We start from the raw sequence: 17,574 nt of genomic DNA, 5'->3' as shown, positions 1-17,574 counted from the left end.
CGACGGTCGCCCCGCCCCCTCCCCGACCCTGTCACAAAAATTGACAACCCCCGTCACGTGCGTCATAACACTAGAGAGGTGCTTGTCAAACCGCAAGCAAAAGTTGGCAAGACCGCCGGAGGGGAGCCGAAGGGGAGGAGCCAGGAGTGCAAACCTCAACGTCGGCCGCCCGGCGAACGCTAAGGTGATGGCATGTCCTCCGTGCCAGAGAACGTACCGCCGCGCGTCACAGACATTGACCGCGACACGGCCGTCGAACGTCTCCAGGACGCGTTCGCCGGGGGGCACCTCTCCCGGGAGGAGATGGAGGCACGGCTGCAGTCGGCCCTCACCGCCACCACACACGGGGAACTGGCCTCGGCCCTGGCCTCGCTGCCCTCGAAGGAGGACGGGCACACGGTCGAGGTCAACCCCATCGGCGGCCGGGTCAAGCGGCGCGGGCGCTGGCACGCGCCGCGCACCTTCAAGGTCGCCTCACGCATGGCCAAGGTCGACCTGGACTTCTCCCGCGCGCGCATCGACCACCCCGTCGTCGACGTCGAGCTCGCATTGGAGTACGGCTGGGCACGGATCATCCTGCCCGCCGACGCGACGGTCGACTACGAGGGCCTGCGGGCCCGTTGGAAGCAGCCGGTCCACAGGCCCTCGCGGAACGGCGGTTCGGACGGCCCGCGCGTCCGGATCACCGGGAGCATGGAGTACGGCCGCTTGACGATCAAGCACCGGCGGAGCTGACGGGCCACCGCCCCTTCCCGTGCCCGCTCCGCGCTCACAGGCGGCAGGCGTGCATGGAGGTCGTGAGAATGGCACGGGCGCCGAGTTCGTAGAGGTCGTCCATGATCTGCTGCGCCTGCCGGGCGGGGACCATGGAGCGCACGGCCACCCAGCCCCCGTGGTGCAGCGGAGAGATCGTGGGCGACTCCAGGCCGGGCGTGAGCGCGACGGCGCGCTCCAGGTGCTCGACGTGGATGTCGTAGTCCATCATCACGTAGCGCCGGGCGACCAGCACGCCCTGCATACGGCGCAGGAACCGCCGCACCTCCGGCTCGTCCGCGGACGCCTCCGTGCGCCGGACGACGACGGCCTCGGAGGTCAGGATCGGGGCTCCGACGATCTCCAGCCCGGCCTGCCGCAGCGTGGTCCCCGTCTCCACCACGTCCGCGACGACATCGGCGACCCCGAGCTGAACGGCCGTCTCGACCGCGCCGTCGAGCCGGACGACGGCGGCGTCCACTCCGTTGTCGGCGAGGTGCTTGGCGACCAGGCCGGGGAAGGACGTGGCCACGGTCATGCCCGCGAAGTCCCGCACATCCTCGGCGGTGCCGGGGACGGCGGCGTAGCTGAACGTCGAGCGGGCGAAGTCGAGTTGCATGATCTCCTCGGCGCCCGCGCCCGATTCCGCCAGCAGATCGCGGCCGGTGATGCCGAGGTCGAGCTTGCCCGAGCCGACGTAGACGGCGATGTCGCCCGGGCGCAGGAAGAAGAACTCGACGTCGTTCGCGGCATCGACGAGGACCAGCTCACGGCGGTCCTTGCGCTGGGCGTAGCCCGCCTCCTGGAGCATCGCCGACGCGGGCTCGGACAGCGCGCCCTTGTGAGGGAGTGCGATGCGCAGCATGACGTGAACCGACCTCCTGTGCGGGGACGTTCGGGATGGTCCGGTGCCGCGTGCCCGTCCGCGCTCACTTGCGCAGGACGCGCCCCTCGCTGTCGGTCTTGCCCTCGGTGCCGAGCATGATGGCGCCGTCGACGATTCCCCACAGGCCGCCGATGCCGAGGGTGAGGATCGAGACGGCGCACTGCCAGGCCCCGATCTTGTTGTCCCCGATGTAGAAACGGCCGATGCCCAACGAGCCCAGGGCGATCTGCAGTACACCGGCGACCGTCTTGGACTTGTCGGAGTACGGGCGTCCGTAGGGGTCGTACCCGTAGGGCGCGGCGACGTGCCCCGGAGCGCCCGGGACCGGTGCTGCCGGAGCCATCGGTGCTCCCGGCTGCTGCTCCACCGAAGGGTGTCCGGGAAGCTGCGGTGAGCCCGGGCCCGGGTGGTTCGGTTCGATGTGATTCACGCGCAGTCCTCTCATTGCTACGGCCACCCCAGGAGCAGCGTCGGGCCGCCGAACGCCCGGCACCTCAGCCGCGCTTCAGGCTGACGTCGCCGTTACCGGTGGTCAAGTCCAGGCGGTAGCGACCGGACGGATCGTTCCGGAGCTGGATGTCCTTGTCGCCCTTGCCGGTCTTCACGGAGATCCGGTAGCTGCTCTCGGGCGCCTTGACCGACACTTCACCGTTGGAGGTCTTGGCCCGGATGTTCTGGGGTTCGGCCGGTGTCAGATCGACCTCCCCGTTCGACGTCTCGACCTCGATGCCGTCGCCGCGCAGGCCGCTTCCGCTGACCCCGCCGTTGGAGGTGTGAGCCTTCACCTTCCCCGACACCGCGTCCAGTTCGATGTCCCCGGAGCCGGTCGACAGGTCCACGGCGCCCACCCGCGACAGATCGACCGAGCCTGTCGAGGTCTCGCCGGTGACCGGGAGGCCGACGGGCACGTCCACCGTGTAGTGCACCTTGCAGTCGTCGCCGCAGCCGCCGAGCACCAACTGCCCGTCCTCCACACGGTGGGTCTCGTCCTCCGGCTTGTCGTCGTGGTACACGACCTCACGGTGCACGGCGACCTTGCCGCCCTTTCGGCCACGGAGCGTGACATCGCCCTTGTCCGATTCCACCCGCACCGAGGAGATCTTCTTCGAGACCGACGCATCGTCCTCGAAGGTCTCCGCCGGCCCGCAGGCCGCCAGACCGCCCATGGCGAAGGCCCCCACGAGCACGACGGAGGTCAAGCGGCGTCGCATCATCTGTCGTCCACTCCCAGCCCTAGCCCGTCAAGGTCTGCGAACGACGGTAACGGCCAGTGAACAGCCCAGGCGATCGTGGAGCCCCCCCAGTTCCCGTGCGTGCTGGCACTACCTTCGGCGGACCGCTCCGGCTCTTCGCCGAGAACAGCCCTGCCGCGCGGCGGTCACGGCGCGGCCCTCACCCGAATTCGAGGACCTCTTGAACGGGGCGGCGCGGGGTCCGGGGAGTTCCGGGGGCCCCGGGGCCCTCAGGGGCCTCGGTGCCGTAGCCGAGGCGGAACAGCATCTGGACGTAGCCCATGGCGGAGCGCGGGTCGCGGGCGTCCCAGCGGAGTTCGGGCCATTCGAGGGCGTGCGAGTTGAGGGCGGCGGAGAGGCCGTCGAGGGTGGCGCGGAGGAGGACGCGTTCCATGGCCTGCCCCGCGCGCAGCCAGTCCCGGGGGCTGTCGTCGGCGGTTCCGAGGAGGGCGAGCTGGGGCGCCTGCTCGAACGTGGCCGTTCCGCGGCCCTCGACGTGGCGCCCTCGGGCGAGGTCGCGCGCCGGTGCCTTGCCGTCGCGTTTCCGGGGGCCCAGGGCATGGTCCGGGATCCCCGCGGTCGGCCGGCCCGCCGCGGTGTCGCCGTCCGCCCGGATCCAGCGTTGCGACTCGTCGGCCACCGCGGGGTTCAGGGTGTCGAGGTCCTCGGCGTCGCGGACGAGGTTCAGGAGCGACTCCACGTGCCAGGCGTCGGGGAACGTCAGGCGCCCCTCCTCCGCGAGGGCCGCGGCACACAGGCCATCCTTGACGGGCTCGGGGATGTCCTCGTCCGTGAAGGGCGAGCGGCTGGTGCGGCGGCGGTGGATCGCCGGGTACAGCGCGGCGAGTTCGTCGCCGGGGGACGCGGGCTCGGTCAGGCGTACGGTCGCGAGCAGCCCGGTGTCCTCGGGGTCGGGCAGCAGCCGGGTGACCGGTTCCCAGCCCGCGTGGGCGGCGGCGACCCGCAGATTGAACAGGGCGGCGGCGCAGCCCAGGTGCAGGGCGCGGGTGACGGGGTCGACGAGCGGCAGGGTCCGGTCGAGGTCGGCGCGTACCTGGAACGTGCCGCCGGCGGGGAGGAAGCGGAACTTCCACGGCTGTGCGTTGTGCATCGAGGGGGCGGCCGTGGCGTCCCGGACGAGCGCCGCCACCGTCTCCGCGTCGAGGGCCTCTCCTGTCACCGGACACCTCCCTCATGGAGCCGCGTGCCGCATGCCGAGTGCCTGAGTGCGACGCGCCGGAGGGGCGGGCGGCCGGGTGACCAAGCGGTCGGACGGCCGGAACGGCCTCGTGGGGCCGCCCGTCTCTCCGTTCAGGATAGGAGCCGTCGGCCCGCCCCGCCCGATGTGCGTGCCGGACCGGCGCCGGTCATCCTGGGCGGGAGGCGGCCGGGCCGGCCGCCGGCACCGGAGGTGGGCAGACCGGAGGTGGGCAGATGACGGCGTCCGCAGCGCAGGGCGAGGGCCGCGTGGTGGTGGCCGTGGACGGCTCGGAGGCCGGTACCGAGGCGGCCGCTCTCGCCTCTCGGGAGGCACGGCTGCGCGGCGGGACGCTGCACGTGGTGCACGTGCTGGCCTGGCCCCTGATGGCGACCGCCCGTATGCCGCTGCCGCCGCCGGACAGCGCGCTGCACCAGCAGGCGGAACTGATCGTGACCGACGCCGTGGAGCGGGCCACGGAGACGGAGCCGGAACTGGAGGTCTCCTGGCAGGTCGCCATCGGCCAGCCCCTGACGGAACTGGACGCGCAGGCGCGGGAGGCCGATCTGCTCGTGCTCGGCAGCAGCGGACGGGGCCCGCTCGGCGCCGCGGCGGGGTCCGTCGCCGTCCACATGAGCGCGAACGCCCCCTGCCCCGTCCTCGTCCAGCGGGGGCGCCGGGCGCCGGAGGGGCCGGTGCTGCTGGCCGTCGACGGTTCCGGGGACGCCGACGCGGCGGCGGCCTTCGCCTTCGCGGAGGCCGACCTGCGCGGCGCGCCGCTCCTGGCCCTGCACATCGCGTCCCCGCTGCCCGGCCCCGCGCCGGCCGGTATGAGCGCGATGGACGCCCTGGTCTTCGAGGACTACCCCCGCGACCCGGGCCGCGAGGCCGCCCGGGAGAAGGCCGACCTCACGGTCGCCGCCCACCGCGAGGCGTACCCGGACGTCCGGGTCACGGAGCGTACGGAACGGGCGCGCGTCAGGCCCGCGCTCATCGACGCCAGCGAGGACGCGCAGCTCCTGGTCATGGGCGCGCGCGGCAGGGGCGGGTTCACCGGACTGCTGCTCGGCTCGGTGAGCCAGGCGCTCCTCCAGCACGCGCGGTGCCCGCTCGCGGTCGTACGGCGGGACACGGCCGTGGTGGGGGCGGAGCGGCTGGCGGCGTGAACGGACCGCCTGGCGGCGTGAGCCCCGTCGTCAGGCGGGGCGTCTCTCCGGGACAGGGGGCGGCGGGGCGGGTCGTGCCGCCTCGGCCAGCAGGTCGCACGGGGTCGCGGCGGCGTGCGCGCGTGCGCGGAGCGCGGCCGTGAACGGGGCGGTGCCGCCGAGTGCGTCGAGCGCCCGGTCCGCGTCGCGCCGGATCCGGTCGATCTGGGCCAGGTAGGAGCGCACGACATCCGCATCGAGCATGCGTTCGAGGAGTTCCGCGCGGGCGCCCCGGTCCTCCCGTGCGCGGTGGAGCAGGGCCAGCACACGGTCCCGGCGGGCACCGGGCGGGCCGGCGTTCAACAGTGAGACGAGGTGGAAGGTCGGGGTGGCGTTGGCGAGGTCCTCCATCCGGCCGGACTGCAGGTCCTCCTGGTCGTTGCGGAACTGTCCGAGCAGCCCGAGGCAGCGGCCGAACAGCCGCCACTGCTCCGTGCGTTCGTCACCGGCGCCCGCGGTCCTGGCCGCCATGGCGCTCGCCATCGCGTACGGCGCGCTGCTCTTGTTCCGGTAGATGCGCAGAATCTCGGCGTACGAGGTCTCGGCGGGCGCGGTGAACAGATCCGCGAGCTGCCCCTCGGTGGCCGCCGTGCACGCGTCGAGGAACTCGGTGGCCAGCGCCCTGCGCACCCACTCGGGCACCGGCAGCCGCTCGGTGACCCGCACCGGGACCACGTAGGCCCAGTTGAAGGCCGCCAGCATGGTGGCTCCCGGGTCGATCCGGCGCACCGCCTCGCCCGCGGCGCCGTCGGCGAGGTCGTCGATGACGTTCGCCGCCCGCCACCACAGCGCGTGCAGGGCGGCGACGGGCACCGCCCCGGCGGGGTCCCCGGACTCGGCCCCGTGCACCAGCAGGGGGAGGGCGAACTCGTGCCGGTCCGGGCGGGCGCCGTGGAGCACGGCGGGCACGAGCGTACGCAAATGGCCGTACTCCGTGGTGTGTTCGGCGAGCAGGGCGGCCATGGTCCGTTCGACCAGTCCGTACAGCGACCGGACCTGCCGCTCCGCGTGCTCGGATTCGGATTCGGGTCCGGTTTCGGTCGCCACCATCGCCTTCCCGTGCCGCTTCTGTCGTGATCTCGCGTACTACGCAAGAAGATCCGGCCGACCTACAATGGCCAGTCGCATTCGACCGCACCCCGGGATCTTGCCCAGCGCGACAGAAGGGGAATCATGTTCGAGGGCGTGCCATGGGTTCGCTGAATGTCGTGGTGGGTACCGGGCGCTGCGGATCCACCGCGCTGTCCCGGGTGCTCGCCGAGCATCCGGAAGTGCTCAGCCTCAGCGAGCTGTTCGCCTCGGTGGCCCCGCACACCTTTCCGCCCGGCACGCTGACCGGAGCCGAGTTCTGGCGGCTGTTGGCCGAGCCGAATCCGTTCTTCGACGCGATGGTCCGCGAACAGGTCCGGGTCCCGGAGTTCCGGTACACGCGCGCCCCCGGCCGGTTCTCGGCGAGGACCGGCATCCCGGCGATCGCGATGATGGTGCTGCCACAGCTCAGCACGGACCCCGACGCGCTCTTCGACGAACTCGCCGAACGGGTGCCGGACTGGCCGCCCCGGCCGGTCGCCGAGCACTACACGGCGCTGTTCGACTGGCTGGCCGCACGCTTCGGGCGCCCGGCCGTCGTGGAGCGTTCCGGGTTCTCCGTGCAGTGGATCACCACGCTGGCGCGGCGGTTCCCGACCGCGGGGCTGGTGCACATGTTCCGGGACGGGCCGGACTGCGCGCTGTCCATGAGCAGGCACCCGGGGTTCCGGCTGATCGTGCTGGAGAACCGGATCAAGGCGTTGACCGGGGTACGGGCCATCACGGAACTTGGCCCCGCCCAGATCGCCGCGCTCCCGCCCGAACTGACCAGGGTGCTGCCGGACCGGTTCGAACCGGCCGTGCTCGAACAGCCGCTCCCGCTGGCCGAGTTCGCACTGCTGTGGAGCCGACAGATCCGCGACGCGGTGACGGACCTGGCCGCGCTGCCGCCGGGGCGGCGGTGCACGCTCGGTTACGAGGACCTGGTGGCCGACCCCCGTTCCGAGCTCACCCGGCTCGCCGCCTTCCTCGCCGTCGAACCGGATCCGGACTGGCTGGCGGCCGGGGAGCGGCTGCTCGACCGCGGCCGCGTCGGCGGGGCCCGGGCGCTGCCCGCCGCCCAGCTCGCCGAGCTGCGCGAACTGTGTGCCCCCGGCGAACAGGCCCTGGCGGCCCAGCGGAAGGAGATGCCCTCGTGAGCGGACGTACGGAAGGCAGCGCGCGTACGGAAAGCGGCGCTCTTACGGACGACAGCAGGCGTACGGACGACGGCAGGCGTACGGGCGGCAACGGGCGTACGGGCGGCACGGCGGCCGTCGCGGACGGCGGAGCCGGGCATCGGCCGCCGGGGAGCACCGCGCCCGTTGCCCCCATCCGGCTCGACGAGGAGTTCCTCCAGGACCCCTACCAGCTCTACGAACGGCTGCGCGTCCGGCGCCCGGTCGCCCCCGCGCTGCTTCCGCACGGGCTGCGGGTGTGGATCGTGAGCCGTTACGAGGACGCCCGCGCCGCGCTCGCCGACCCCCGGCTGCGCAAGGATTCCGTACGGCAGCAGGAGCTGTCCGCACGGCAGGCGGAGGAGACGAACTCCACCCCGGTGATACCCGAGTTCCTCAACTCGCACATGCTCAACACCGATCCCCCCGACCACACGAGACTGCGCAAGCTGGTCGGCGCGGCGTTCACCAGCCGCAGGGTCGCCGAGCTGCGCCCGCGCATCACCGCGATCGCCGACGAACTGCTGGACGCCCTTCCGCTCGGTGAGGTGGTGGACCTGGTGGACGGGTTCGCCTATCCGCTGCCGATCACGGTGATCTGCGAACTCCTCGGCGTCCCGGAGAACGACCGGGCCGACTTCCGGGACTGGACCGCGACCCTGCTCAACACCGGCGTCGGCGAGGCGGACCTCGCCGCCGCGGCCGAGGCGATGCTCGGCTATCTGGACGCGCTGATCGCGGAGAAGCAGCGTGCGCCCGGGCAGGACCTGATCTCCGCGCTCGTACAGGCGCGGGACGCCGGGGACCGGCTCGACGAGGGCGAGCTGCGCGCCATGGTGTTCGTGCTGCTCGTCGGCGGCCACGAGACCATGGTCAACCTGATCGGCAACGGCACGCTCGCCCTGCTCCGCAACCCGGACCAGCTCGCCGCGCTGCGCGCCGACCCCGACGGGCTGCCGGGCGCGATCGAGGAGTTCCTGCGCTACGACGGGCCGGTCAACTTCGCCACCTTCCGGTTCACCACCGAGGACGTGCCGATCGGCGGCCTCACCGTCCCCGAGGGCGAGTTCGTGGTGATCGCCCTCCTCTCGGCGAACCGGGACGAGCAGCGGTTCCCCGACCCGCACGCCCTGGACCTCGACCGGGCCACCGCCGGCCACCTCGCCTTCGGCCACGGCGTGCACTACTGCGTCGGCGCACACCTGGCCAGGGCGCAGGCGGAGATCGCGTTCGAGCGGCTGCTCGGCCGCTTCCCGGACCTCGCGCTCGCCGTGCCCCCGTCCGAACTGTGCTGGCGGCACAGCACGCTGATGCGCGGGCTCGAAGCGCTGCCGGTACGGCTCGGGGAGCGGTAGGCCCGCCAGCGGCAGACAAGCTCGCTGTCCGCTTCGAAGCGGCTGTCAGACGACGTCGAATTCGTTGCCCTCCGGGTCCTGCATGGCGGCGGCGTAGAACCCCGCATCCGGATCGTCCTTGATCCGCAGCACGGTGGCGCCGGCTTTGACCAGCCGTTCCACCGTGGCCTTGACCCGCTGTGTGCGGATGTCCAGTGGGACGTCACGGCCCCCACCGACCTTCAGGTCGAAGTGCCACCGGTTCTTGGCGGCCTTCGGCTCCGGAACCTGCTGGAACCACACCCTCGGTCCATGTCCCGCGGGATCGACGATCGACTCCGGAATATCCCCGGCACCGGCGGGCAACTCTGCCTCGGGCACCCCCACCGCCGCCCAGTAGGCACGCCACGTAGCGTGCCCGTCCGGCGCGGGCTCAGGCACATAGCCCAGGGCCTCGGCCCAGAACGTCACCATTCTCTGCGGGTCGGAACAGTCGATCGTTAGCTGCACTGTCATCTCCATACGCGGAGCATCCCAGGCAGGACTGACAGACGATCCACTTTCACAGCAGGCCCTGGCGGCTACGAAGGTTACGGCGGTTACGGCGGTTCGCGAGGGTGTGCCGTGCGGCAAGTACCGCGGCGGCCACCACGCGGATCGGCGCGAAGTAGTCCTTCACCAGCCACAGCGGGGTGATCCCCGCGTCCACCACGCCGTCGCGCAGCACCGGCTCCGCCGCGGCGAGCGCCTCGGCGACCCCGTTCCCCGTACTCCCCCGCAGGATCAGCGTGGCGTACGCGGTCTCCTCCATGGTCACCCAGCGCACGCCCCAGCCGCCCCCGGGATGCCGCGAATCGAGGACCCATCGCCGGGCCCGTGCCACGGCCGCCCGGGCGCGTTCCCCGTCCATCGCCGACAGGGCTTCGACCGCGCACACGGTGGCGTAGTACGGGGACACGTGCCAGAAGTCGGACCAACTGCCGTCCGCGCGCTGCTGGTCGAGCAGCCACTCGGTGTTGCGCCGCAGCAGCGGCCCGTACCGTTCGGGGTCCTCGTCGAGACAGCGGCGCAGCAGGCTGACCGTATGGCCGTTGGTGGCCGGGGAGGAGACGGCCTCGCCGGGATAGATCTGGAAGTGGTCGTCCGTCCAGTAGGTCAGCAGGCCGTCGAGGCTCACCGTACGGCCGTGGCAGAGCAGCGCGTTGAGGACGGCGGCGGTGTCGTCCCCGTCCACGGTGAGGTCTCTGCCGCCCGCGATCCCGTACGGGCCCAGTTCCGGTTCGAGCCGGTCCAGGATCTCGCGGGGGCAGTCGTGCGGAACCGCGTGCCAGGTGAAGGTGTTCAGCATCCAGGCGTGCTCGAAGTAGTCGATCGGCGCGGCCACCGGCACCAGCCCGTTCCCGTACCGCTGCAGCTCTTCGAGGAAGCGCCCGGCCGGACTGTCCGGCTCCGGTGCCGTACGCAGCCAGCCCGCCGTCCCGGCCGCCGAGCAGCTCACCGAGCCCGCGTAGGGGTGCGGGGGCCCGTCGGGCAGGGCGGCGGGCGTGGCGATCTCCCAGGCATGCCAGATGTCCGCGGGCAGTTCCGCGCCCGCCGCGGCGTCCGCGCGTATGGCTGCCAGCCGGTCGGTGGCGCAACCGGCGGGCATCGGCAGCAGCGCCGCGCCGCCGTTCCCGCCGTCAACGGTCGCCGCCAACCGCGAGTTGATCCGTTCCACGAGCATGGGCACGATCAACTCCACGCTGATCGTCTGCGGCGGCCCTCCCGCGTACCGTCCGCCGGGCGCCAGCCAGTCGCGCAGCACGCGCAGGCCCTCTCCGGCCACGGCACGGACCCGCTCGCGCGGCACGGCCTCGTCCGCCTCTTCCCGTCTGGCGAGCACCGTGAGGAGGGCCTCGGTCGCCGAGAGCGTGGCGTTGAAGGCGAACCCGTCCTGGCCCCAAGAGCGCTCGCACAGGTGGCGCAGCCGCTCGGCATGCCCGCCGAGCCACGGTGCGTCGGAGACCAGGCGGGCGCTCTCGTACACCGAGGGGGTCAGCCAGGCCCATGGATCGGCGGCGGATTCGCGCAGCAGGGTGTTCGCGGCGGCACGGTAGTCATCGGTCACCGCCCCCTCCTACCCGGCCTCGCGGAGTGTCTACCGAGCCGGGCCCGTGCCTGGGGTTGCACCTTCCGTAGCGGCATGTGGTCCTGTGGACCTACGCCCCGGCCCCATGAGAAAGGTCCCTCCGCTCATGCACGCGTCTTTCGTGCCGCCCCGCCAGGTCAAGATCGGTGACGCGGCCGCCTTTGCCGGCACCACGCCGCGGGCGATTCGCCACTACCACGAGATCGGCCTGCTCCCCGAGCCCGAGCGGGGTGCCGACGGCCGACGCCGCTACGGGTACGAGGACATGATCCGCCTGCTGTGGATCCGCAAGACGGCCGACGCCGGGATCGCCCTGGACGACATCCGCGACGCCTTCACCACCGGCACGGCTCCGGCCGGCACGGCTCTCGCCGACACGGCTCCCGCCGGTACGGACGGCGACGACGAAGTCACGGGCGTCCTGGAACGGCTGGAGGAATCCCTCGCCGAGCACGAGGCGGAATTGCGGCGGCAACGGGCCGCCGTGCGGCGGATGCGCGCCGAAGGCAGCCGAATGGGCCTGCTCTCGGACTTCGTCACCGAACGCCTCAGGGGCCTGCCCGAGGGCTCCCTGCGCCAGGCGGAACTGGACACTCTGCTGGTCACCGAGCGGATCTTCGGCCCCCTCGGCGCGGCCGTCCAGGCCACCCGCTTCGTCGTCCTGGCCACGCATCCCGCCCTGCGCGAGGATTCCGACCGCGTCGATGCCGCCGAGGAGGCACTCGACGACAGCGTCTCCGTCGATGATCCACGCGTGGCCCAAGTGGCCGCCGAGCGCCACGCCTTCGAAAGCGCCCTCCAGGCCGTCATCGAGGAGTCCGGCCTGAACGAGGAAGACGATGCCCTCTTCGACGCCTGGGACGCCGCGCACCCCGCCACCGCCGACGACGGCGAGACCGAGGCCGAAGCCGAGACCGAAGCCGAAGCCGAGCCCGGCCCCATGAGCGCCCTCGAAGCCACCACCAAGATGCCCTACGACTTCTCCCCCGCCCGCCGGCGCTGCCTGGAACTCGCCGCAGAGCTGTTCGCCCGGGACTCCCCCGCCCCCGAGCCCGGCCGGGTGCTCCCCTCCGACGGAAATTGACCCGTGATTTCTGCCTCTGATTGCACTCTGCCAAGGGTCATTGGCTCCGTAGATTCATCCGTGACAGCAACGAGGGTCCGGCGGTGAGCCGGGCCGGATGATCGGGAGAGTCATGAACACCGCAACGAATGCGCCGGCAGCAGCCCCCGTCCTGGTCCGCGCGGAGAACGCGCCGACCCTTCAGGACGGTCCGACCAGCCTGATCACGCTGCTCGCCGACGCGGGCGCGACCGGTGGTGCTCTTACGGCCAACAAGGCCACGTTCCAGAAGGGCTCGCCGGGCGCCCCCGCGCACTTCCACACCAAGGCCACCGAGATGTTCTTCGTCCTCGACGGCACGATGCGCATCCTGGTGGACGAGGAGGTCCTCACCCTGGGCAAGGGCGACTTCCTGACCGTCCCGCCGACCGTGCCGCACGCCTTCGCACCGGCGCCCGGCAGCGAGGCCGAGCTGCTGGTCGTCTTCACTCCCGGCCTGCACCGCTTCGACTACTACCGCCTGCTGGAGCGGGTCCACCGCGGCGAAGCCACCGTGCAGGACATACGGGACAGCTCCCAGCAGTACGACAACCACTACTACGAGAGCCCCGTCTGGGCGAAGGCGCTCGCCGAGCGCTGATCCCTCCGTCCCGTGGGCTCGTGTGACGGGACGGGCCGGTCCCAACCGGCACGACCGGGCGTCACCGGGGCCGGTCGGCGTCACCAGTCGGCGGGCGGCGAGCAGTTCGCCCACGGCGGGCGGCGCGTCCTCCCGCCCGATGCGGCCGGTGAGGGGCCGTCAGGGAACCGTCAGCGGTCCGACAGAACCCCGACAGTCGCGGCGGGCACGGTGAGGGGCACATCGCACGCACCGCCCCGGCGGTGCCGCGGCCGGACTCACCGACGGGAGCACTCACATGTCACTCGCCGAACAGCGCACCGAGAACGACGAGCAGTCCGCGGTGTCCGTCATCGGCCTCGGCCAGATGGGGACCCGGCTCGCCCAGGCGTTCCTGGCCGCCGGGTACGCCACCACCGTCTGGAACCGTTCCCCGGCGAAGGCCGACGCGCTCGTCGCACAGGGCGCCGTCCGCGCGGCGACGGCAGCGGCGGCCGTGACGGCCGGCCCGCTGGTCGTCGTCTGCCTGCCGGACTACGCGACCGTGCACGGCGTGCTCGGACCGGTGGCGGCCGAGCTGCGCGGCCGGACCCTTGTGAACCTGACCTCGGGCACCCCGGAGGAGGCCGCCGACGCGGCGGACCGGGCGGCCGGGCACGGCGCCGCCTACCTCGACGGAGCCGCCATGAGCGGCACCCGACTGGTCGGCCGCCCCGAGGCGCTGTTCGTCCTCAGCGGTTCACGCGCCGCCTTCGACACACACCAGGCGGTGCTGCGGAGCCTGGGCAACACCGTGTACCTCGGCGCCGATCCGGCGCTGGCACCGGTGTACGACACCGCGCTGTTCGGCCTGGCCTGGGGCGCGCTGGCGGGCTTCTACCACTCCGTCGCGCTGACGAGGGCAGCGGGCGTCGACCCCTCCGCGTTCGCCGGGGTGGCGGCGGCGCACATGCAGTTCGTCACCTCGCTGATGACGGAGCACGCCCGGCAGGCGCAGGAGGGGTCGTTCCCGGACGACGACGGCACCGTAGAGGTGCACCGGGCCGCGATGGAGCACCTCGCGCACACCGGCACCGCGCAGGGCGTCGGCACCGAGGTACCGGCCCTGTTCCGGTCCCTGCTGGAACAGGCGGCGGCCGACGGTCACGGCGCGAGCGGCATCGCCAGCGTCATCGAGACGATCGCAAAGGGCGCCCGTAAGGACTGAGCCGGCCACAGATCCGACCACGGCATGGAACCGCACGCCTGAAAAGGCCGACGTGACGGAGCTGATCCGCCGACTACTGGTTGAGCGGTACCCCGTGCTCGTCCGCGAAGGCCCGTCGGCACAGGCCGTGGCAGAAGCCGTACAGGACTCCTTCGTGGACCAGCGTGAGCGTGGAGTCGTCGAGGTCCACGCTCATGCCGCAGATCGGGTCGGTCAGCTTGCCCCGCGGTGGATTCGGGGCCGGGCGGGCGGTGTTGTTGTGGTCCCGGTACGGGCGGGAGATGAGTTCGGTGAGGTCCAGGCTTCCCATGGCCTTCCCGTGGATCCCGATGCCGCCCTCGGAGATGCCGTCCACCAGAATCACCGCGTGCGGTTCGCGCCGCACCCGTTCGGGGTCGCGGCCGGCGCTCCGTTCCGTCTCGGCCAGTACGCCGGTGACGATCTCCACGGTGTGGCCGCTCATCTCCTTGCGCCACGACGCCGGAACGGTGACCCGCACCAGGTAGCGCGGCGGATCCGCCGGGTCCGCCGTCGGCCTCTGGCCGAGGACCCAGGTGGCGGGCTCGTGCACGAGCACCTGCGTGATCGTGCGCTGGGCTTCGATGATCTCGATGGCATGGCTGTCGTCCTCGACCATGAGCGTGTCGATGAGCCGTTGCCCCAGCGCCTGCCGCTCCTCGTCGCTCAAAGCGCCCCTGGGTACGAAGACCTCGATCAGCAGCATCCCGAACTCCTGTCACTCGATCGACTCCGACGCAGCGACCACTATGCCCCTGAGGGGTATACGGAGCATCCATCCGAGGGAGTACCCGCGCCCTACCCCGAGGGAGGTAGAACCGTCGGGTCCGGCGTGCGCCAACATGCCTCGCTCGGCGAGCCCCCCCTCGTGCTTCGCCACGACCGGATTCGGTCCCGGACGAGGTGGCCGTCAGGCTCTGCGGTAGTAGCCCAGGAACATGTCCACGCCGCGTTCCACCAGGCGTTCCGCCAGGTCGGGTGTGAGGCGTTCGCCGTAGGCGCTGTGGACGATATGGGGGTAGAGCACCAGGGCGTAGAACTGGAGGATCGCCACCTCCATGTCGTCGATGGCCAGGTCCGTGCGGGACTCCAGCGCGGCGGCGAGCGGCCGGGCGAAGCGGTCCGGGCCCTGGGCGCGCCAGGCCCGGCCCAGTTGGGGGAAGCGGTTGGCCTCGGCGGCGATCAGGGCGCGGAGCGCCAGCACCTCGTCCTGGGCGATGCCCTCCACCCAGCCGCGGGCCGCGGCGGCGAGGACCTCGCGGACGTCGTCGTCGGCCGCGAGCTGCCGGTTCATCGCACGGGCCGAGTCGCCCAGGGCCTGTTCGAGGGCGTCGCCGACCACCTCGGTGAACAGGTCCTCCTTACTGCCGAAGTGGTTGTAGATCGTCACCTTCGAGACGCCCGCCTCGGTGGCGATCTGGTCCATGCCGACGCCGAAGCCGTGCCGCAGGAACTGGTCCCGGGCGGCGTCGATGATCGCCGCGTGCTTGCGTGCCGCGCGTTCCCCCGACGGCTTCCGCCGGGTCGTCGTGGAGTCCTTCATCGCCCGCATCCTAGCAAGCTCATGAACTGAACAGTTGAGTTTACATGAACTGGACAGTACGGTTCACTCCATCAGCGGGACCCACCGGACCTCCGGACCCACCACGCGACACGACGGAGTTGAACAGCACCCATGAGCCGAACCGACGTCCTCGCCATCTCCGGCAGCCTGCGCGCCGACTCGCACAACACCGCCCTCCTGCGCGCCGCCCGCGACCTCGCCCCCGCCGATGTCGCCGTGAACCTCTACGACGGACTGCGGGACATCCCCCCGTACGACATGGATCTCGACACCCCGGAGCGCCGCCCGGACGCGGTGCGCGAGCTGCGCACCCGCGTGACGGCGGCGGACGCCCTGCTGATCGCCACGCCCGAGTTCAACTACTCGGTACCGGGCGTGCTGAAGAACGCTCTCGACTGGGTGAGCACCGACTGGACCGGCGAAGAAGGCCTGCCGTTGCGCCGCAAGCCGATCGCCCTGACCGGGGCCGCGCCCACCAACTTCCGCTCGGTACGGGCGCAGTTGGCGCTGCGGCAGGTGTTCCTCTGGACGGACTCGGACCTGGTCGTGAAGCCGGAGGTCATCGTCTTCCGTTCGCACGAGCGGTTCGACGAGCTGGGCGAACTCACCGACCCCACCACGCGTCGCCTCCTCCGCGAGCTGCTGGACGCCCTCGTCGGCAAGGCCGAGGCCGCCCCGGCTTCCCCAGTAGCCCCGGTAGCCCCGACTGCCCCCGCCGCCGCGGCCTGAAAGGAGCCCGCTCGATGAACGTGTCACCCACGCCCCGTACGGACGCCCCGGTGCGGGGCACCACCGACGAGCGGTTCGCGCGCGTACGCGAGGAGTTCGCCGCCGTCGCCGCCGAGGAACCGGGCCTGAGCGCGCAGTTGGCCGTACGGCTACGGGGCCGTCAGGTCGTCGACCTGTGGACCGGACCCGAGGTCACCGGCGACTCCCTTCTCGCCCTCTACTCCTCCGGCAAGGGCGCTGCCCACCTCGTCACCGCGCTGCTCGTACAGGACGGCGTGCTGGAGCTCGACCGGCCCGTGGTCCGGGACTGGCCCGAGTTCGCGGCCGGGGGCAAGGCCGGGCTGACGCTGCGCGACCTGCTGTCCCACCGCGCCGGGCTCCTCGGTACGGCCGAGGGCCTGAGCACCGCGGAACTCGCCGACGAACGGCGCCTGGCCGAGCTGCTCGCCCCCTCCGCCCCCGCATGGCCCCCGGGCAGTGGTTACGGCTACCACGCCTTCACCGTCACGGCGCTGACCGGCGAGGTGATACGCCGCGCCACCGGCCGCACCCTCCAGGAGCACTACGCGGAACGGCTGCGGATCCCGTACGGGCTGGACTTCCACCTCGGCCTCCCGGAGAGCGAGGAGCCCCGCTATCTGCCCGCGCAGCCCCAGGAACAGCGGCCGGACGGGCCGGATCAGCCGGAACCCACCGGTCTGACCGCCCTCGCCTTCAACGCGCACGTCGGCCGGCCCACCGACCTGGTGGCGTACGCCAACACGCGCGAGGTCCGCGCCCAGGGCCCGGCCTCCTCGGGGAGCGTCGGCACGGCCCGGGGTCTGGCCAAGCTCTACGCCGCGGCGATCTCGGACGTCGACAGCCACGCGCCGCTGCTCGGCCCTGACGTGCTCGCGGAGTTCACCACCCCGCACACCCACGGCGTCGACCTGGTCACCGGGGAGCCGGACCACTTCCTGCTGGGCTTCGAGGCGCAGGGCGTGCGGTACCCGGCGCTGGGCGCGCGGGCGTTCGGCCACAGCGGCGCGGTCGGCGCGCAGTCCTTCGCGGACCCGTCCACCGGCATCGCCTACAGCTACACCCGCCGCCGCTTCGCAGTGGGCGGCGGTGGCGGCGCCCCCGAGAACCACCGCCTGATCGCCGCGGTCACCGCTGCCGCGACGCGGTGACGCGGCCCCGGGAGAGAAGCCGGAAACCGGCGGTACGAATCAGCGCAGGCCGGGCCCGGTCAGGTCGTGGCCGGGGCGGCGGCGTACCTCTGGCCGGTGACCGGGGTCGGCCGGTGCACGACGTCGTGGTCGGAATCCGCCTCGTTGATGGCCAGAAGGGGTTCCGGGACGAGGGCGCCGACGCCGCGGGTGAGGTGTGTACCGGCGGTACACACCTCACCCG

Annotated in this window: 18 protein-coding genes; 9 read left to right on the top strand and 9 right to left on the bottom strand. The window is 72.2% G+C overall.

Annotated features, from left to right (window positions below):
• Positions 1–192: 192 nt before the first annotated feature.
• Positions 193–735 (top strand): DUF1707 SHOCT-like domain-containing protein, encoded by a 543-nt coding sequence (locus ABD343_RS37140; protein WP_344534819.1) that lies wholly within the window; start codon positions 193–195, stop codon positions 733–735.
• A 34-nt stretch (positions 736–769) separates the two neighbouring features.
• Here the strand turns inward: ABD343_RS37140 and hisG are convergent, their stop codons facing one another.
• The 4 genes from hisG to ABD343_RS37120 form a co-directional block, all read right to left on the bottom strand.
• Complete coding sequence (hisG, locus tag ABD343_RS37135; protein WP_344534817.1) at positions 770–1,618, bottom strand: ATP phosphoribosyltransferase; 849 nt, start codon at positions 1,616–1,618, stop codon at positions 770–772.
• A gap of 64 nt (positions 1,619–1,682) precedes the next feature.
• Positions 1,683–1,982: a TM2 domain-containing protein gene (locus ABD343_RS37130; protein ID WP_344534815.1), complete on the bottom strand. Its 300-nt coding sequence runs from the start codon at positions 1,980–1,982 to the stop codon at positions 1,683–1,685.
• A 151-nt stretch (positions 1,983–2,133) separates the two neighbouring features.
• Complete coding sequence (locus tag ABD343_RS37125) at positions 2,134–2,838, bottom strand: DUF4097 family beta strand repeat-containing protein (RefSeq protein ID WP_344534813.1); 705 nt, start codon at positions 2,836–2,838, stop codon at positions 2,134–2,136.
• Between the two features lie 193 nt (positions 2,839–3,031).
• The gene (locus tag ABD343_RS37120) at positions 3,032–4,051 is read right to left on the bottom strand and encodes an Acg family FMN-binding oxidoreductase (RefSeq protein ID WP_344534812.1); all 1,020 of its coding nucleotides are present in this window, start codon (positions 4,049–4,051) and stop codon (positions 3,032–3,034) included.
• A 254-nt stretch (positions 4,052–4,305) separates the two neighbouring features.
• On the opposite strand from ABD343_RS37120, the gene ABD343_RS37115 reads away from it, so the two are divergent.
• Complete coding sequence (locus ABD343_RS37115; RefSeq protein ID WP_344534811.1) at positions 4,306–5,235, top strand: universal stress protein; 930 nt, start codon at positions 4,306–4,308, stop codon at positions 5,233–5,235.
• 30 nt (positions 5,236–5,265) lie between these two features.
• Here the strand turns inward: ABD343_RS37115 and ABD343_RS37110 are convergent, their stop codons facing one another.
• A complete protein-coding gene (locus ABD343_RS37110) occupies positions 5,266–6,324 on the bottom strand; it encodes a polyprenyl synthetase family protein (RefSeq protein ID WP_344534809.1) in 1,059 nt (352 codons plus the stop codon).
• A 140-nt stretch (positions 6,325–6,464) separates the two neighbouring features.
• On the opposite strand from ABD343_RS37110, the gene ABD343_RS37105 reads away from it, so the two are divergent.
• Together ABD343_RS37105 and ABD343_RS37100 are read left to right on the top strand one after the other, a co-directional pair.
• The gene (locus tag ABD343_RS37105; protein WP_344534807.1) at positions 6,465–7,502 is read left to right on the top strand and encodes a sulfotransferase family protein; all 1,038 of its coding nucleotides are present in this window, start codon (positions 6,465–6,467) and stop codon (positions 7,500–7,502) included.
• The gene (locus ABD343_RS37100; protein WP_344534805.1) at positions 7,499–8,875 is read left to right on the top strand and encodes a cytochrome P450 family protein; all 1,377 of its coding nucleotides are present in this window, start codon (positions 7,499–7,501) and stop codon (positions 8,873–8,875) included. The genes ABD343_RS37105 and ABD343_RS37100 overlap by 4 nt, the downstream gene beginning before the upstream one ends.
• 45 nt (positions 8,876–8,920) lie before the next feature.
• On the opposite strand, the gene ABD343_RS37095 is transcribed toward ABD343_RS37100, so the two are convergent.
• Complete coding sequence (locus ABD343_RS37095) at positions 8,921–9,376, bottom strand: VOC family protein (RefSeq protein WP_344534803.1); 456 nt, start codon at positions 9,374–9,376, stop codon at positions 8,921–8,923.
• 40 nt (positions 9,377–9,416) lie between these two features.
• On the bottom strand, positions 9,417–10,961 hold the full coding sequence (locus ABD343_RS37090) for a prenyltransferase/squalene oxidase repeat-containing protein (RefSeq protein ID WP_344534800.1): 1,545 nt from the start codon (positions 10,959–10,961) through the stop codon (positions 9,417–9,419).
• Between the two features lie 127 nt (positions 10,962–11,088).
• Here ABD343_RS37090 and ABD343_RS37085 point away from each other — a divergent pair, with 127 nt between their 5' ends.
• The 3 genes from ABD343_RS37085 to ABD343_RS37075 all read left to right on the top strand — a co-directional run bounded on the left by ABD343_RS37085 (position 11,089) and on the right by ABD343_RS37075 (position 13,871).
• Positions 11,089–12,066, top strand: a complete 978-nt coding sequence (locus ABD343_RS37085) for a MerR family transcriptional regulator (protein WP_344534798.1) — start codon at positions 11,089–11,091, stop codon at positions 12,064–12,066.
• A gap of 112 nt (positions 12,067–12,178) precedes the next feature.
• Positions 12,179–12,685, top strand: a complete 507-nt coding sequence (locus tag ABD343_RS37080; RefSeq protein WP_344534796.1) for a cupin domain-containing protein — start codon at positions 12,179–12,181, stop codon at positions 12,683–12,685.
• A 277-nt stretch (positions 12,686–12,962) separates the two neighbouring features.
• Entirely contained in the window at positions 12,963–13,871 is a 909-nt protein-coding gene (locus tag ABD343_RS37075; RefSeq protein WP_344534795.1) for an NAD(P)-dependent oxidoreductase, read from the top strand.
• Between the two features lie 73 nt (positions 13,872–13,944).
• On the opposite strand, the gene ABD343_RS37070 is transcribed toward ABD343_RS37075, so the two are convergent.
• Both ABD343_RS37070 and ABD343_RS37065 read right to left on the bottom strand, forming a co-directional pair.
• Positions 13,945–14,595, bottom strand: a complete 651-nt coding sequence (locus tag ABD343_RS37070) for a hypothetical protein (protein ID WP_344534794.1) — start codon at positions 14,593–14,595, stop codon at positions 13,945–13,947.
• A 204-nt stretch (positions 14,596–14,799) separates the two neighbouring features.
• Positions 14,800–15,432 carry a TetR/AcrR family transcriptional regulator gene (locus ABD343_RS37065; RefSeq protein ID WP_344534793.1) on the bottom strand — a complete coding sequence of 211 codons (633 nt, stop codon included), beginning with the start codon at positions 15,430–15,432 and terminating at the stop codon, positions 14,800–14,802.
• 132 nt (positions 15,433–15,564) lie between these two features.
• Between ABD343_RS37065 and ABD343_RS37060 the strand changes: the two genes are divergently transcribed.
• Both ABD343_RS37060 and ABD343_RS37055 read left to right on the top strand, forming a co-directional pair.
• The gene (locus ABD343_RS37060) at positions 15,565–16,182 is read left to right on the top strand and encodes an NADPH-dependent FMN reductase (protein ID WP_344534792.1); all 618 of its coding nucleotides are present in this window, start codon (positions 15,565–15,567) and stop codon (positions 16,180–16,182) included.
• A gap of 14 nt (positions 16,183–16,196) precedes the next feature.
• A complete protein-coding gene (locus ABD343_RS37055; RefSeq protein ID WP_344534790.1) occupies positions 16,197–17,351 on the top strand; it encodes a serine hydrolase domain-containing protein in 1,155 nt (384 codons plus the stop codon).
• Positions 17,352–17,574 lie beyond the last annotated feature (223 nt).

Origin of the sequence: Streptomyces albiaxialis (assembly GCF_039530985.1) — a bacterium.
GTDB lineage: Bacteria > Actinomycetota > Actinomycetes > Streptomycetales > Streptomycetaceae > Streptomyces > Streptomyces albiaxialis.
The sequence above is the reverse complement of the archived record's forward strand: the minus strand, read 5'-3'. Positions and strand labels throughout refer to the sequence as shown.

Excerpts from the sequence above, each read along its gene's own strand:
- ABD343_RS37140 (WP_344534819.1), top strand. The coding sequence starts at position 193 with ATGTCCTCCGTGCCAGAGAACGTACCGCCGCGCGTCACAGACATTGAC.
- hisG (WP_344534817.1), bottom strand. The coding sequence starts at position 1,618 with ATGCTGCGCATCGCACTCCCTCACAAGGGCGCGCTGTCCGAGCCCGCG.
- ABD343_RS37130 (WP_344534815.1), bottom strand. The coding sequence starts at position 1,982 with ATGGCTCCGGCAGCACCGGTCCCGGGCGCTCCGGGGCACGTCGCCGCG.
- ABD343_RS37115 (WP_344534811.1), top strand. The coding sequence starts at position 4,306 with ATGACGGCGTCCGCAGCGCAGGGCGAGGGCCGCGTGGTGGTGGCCGTG.
- ABD343_RS37110 (WP_344534809.1), bottom strand. The coding sequence starts at position 6,324 with ATGGTGGCGACCGAAACCGGACCCGAATCCGAATCCGAGCACGCGGAG.
- ABD343_RS37105 (WP_344534807.1), top strand. The coding sequence starts at position 6,465 with ATGGGTTCGCTGAATGTCGTGGTGGGTACCGGGCGCTGCGGATCCACC.
- ABD343_RS37095 (WP_344534803.1), bottom strand. The coding sequence starts at position 9,376 with ATGGAGATGACAGTGCAGCTAACGATCGACTGTTCCGACCCGCAGAGA.
- ABD343_RS37085 (WP_344534798.1), top strand. The coding sequence starts at position 11,089 with ATGCACGCGTCTTTCGTGCCGCCCCGCCAGGTCAAGATCGGTGACGCG.
- ABD343_RS37080 (WP_344534796.1), top strand. The coding sequence starts at position 12,179 with ATGAACACCGCAACGAATGCGCCGGCAGCAGCCCCCGTCCTGGTCCGC.
- ABD343_RS37075 (WP_344534795.1), top strand. The coding sequence starts at position 12,963 with ATGTCACTCGCCGAACAGCGCACCGAGAACGACGAGCAGTCCGCGGTG.
- ABD343_RS37070 (WP_344534794.1), bottom strand. The coding sequence starts at position 14,595 with ATGCTGCTGATCGAGGTCTTCGTACCCAGGGGCGCTTTGAGCGACGAG.
- ABD343_RS37065 (WP_344534793.1), bottom strand. The coding sequence starts at position 15,432 with ATGAAGGACTCCACGACGACCCGGCGGAAGCCGTCGGGGGAACGCGCG.
- ABD343_RS37060 (WP_344534792.1), top strand. The coding sequence starts at position 15,565 with ATGAGCCGAACCGACGTCCTCGCCATCTCCGGCAGCCTGCGCGCCGAC.
- ABD343_RS37055 (WP_344534790.1), top strand. The coding sequence starts at position 16,197 with ATGAACGTGTCACCCACGCCCCGTACGGACGCCCCGGTGCGGGGCACC.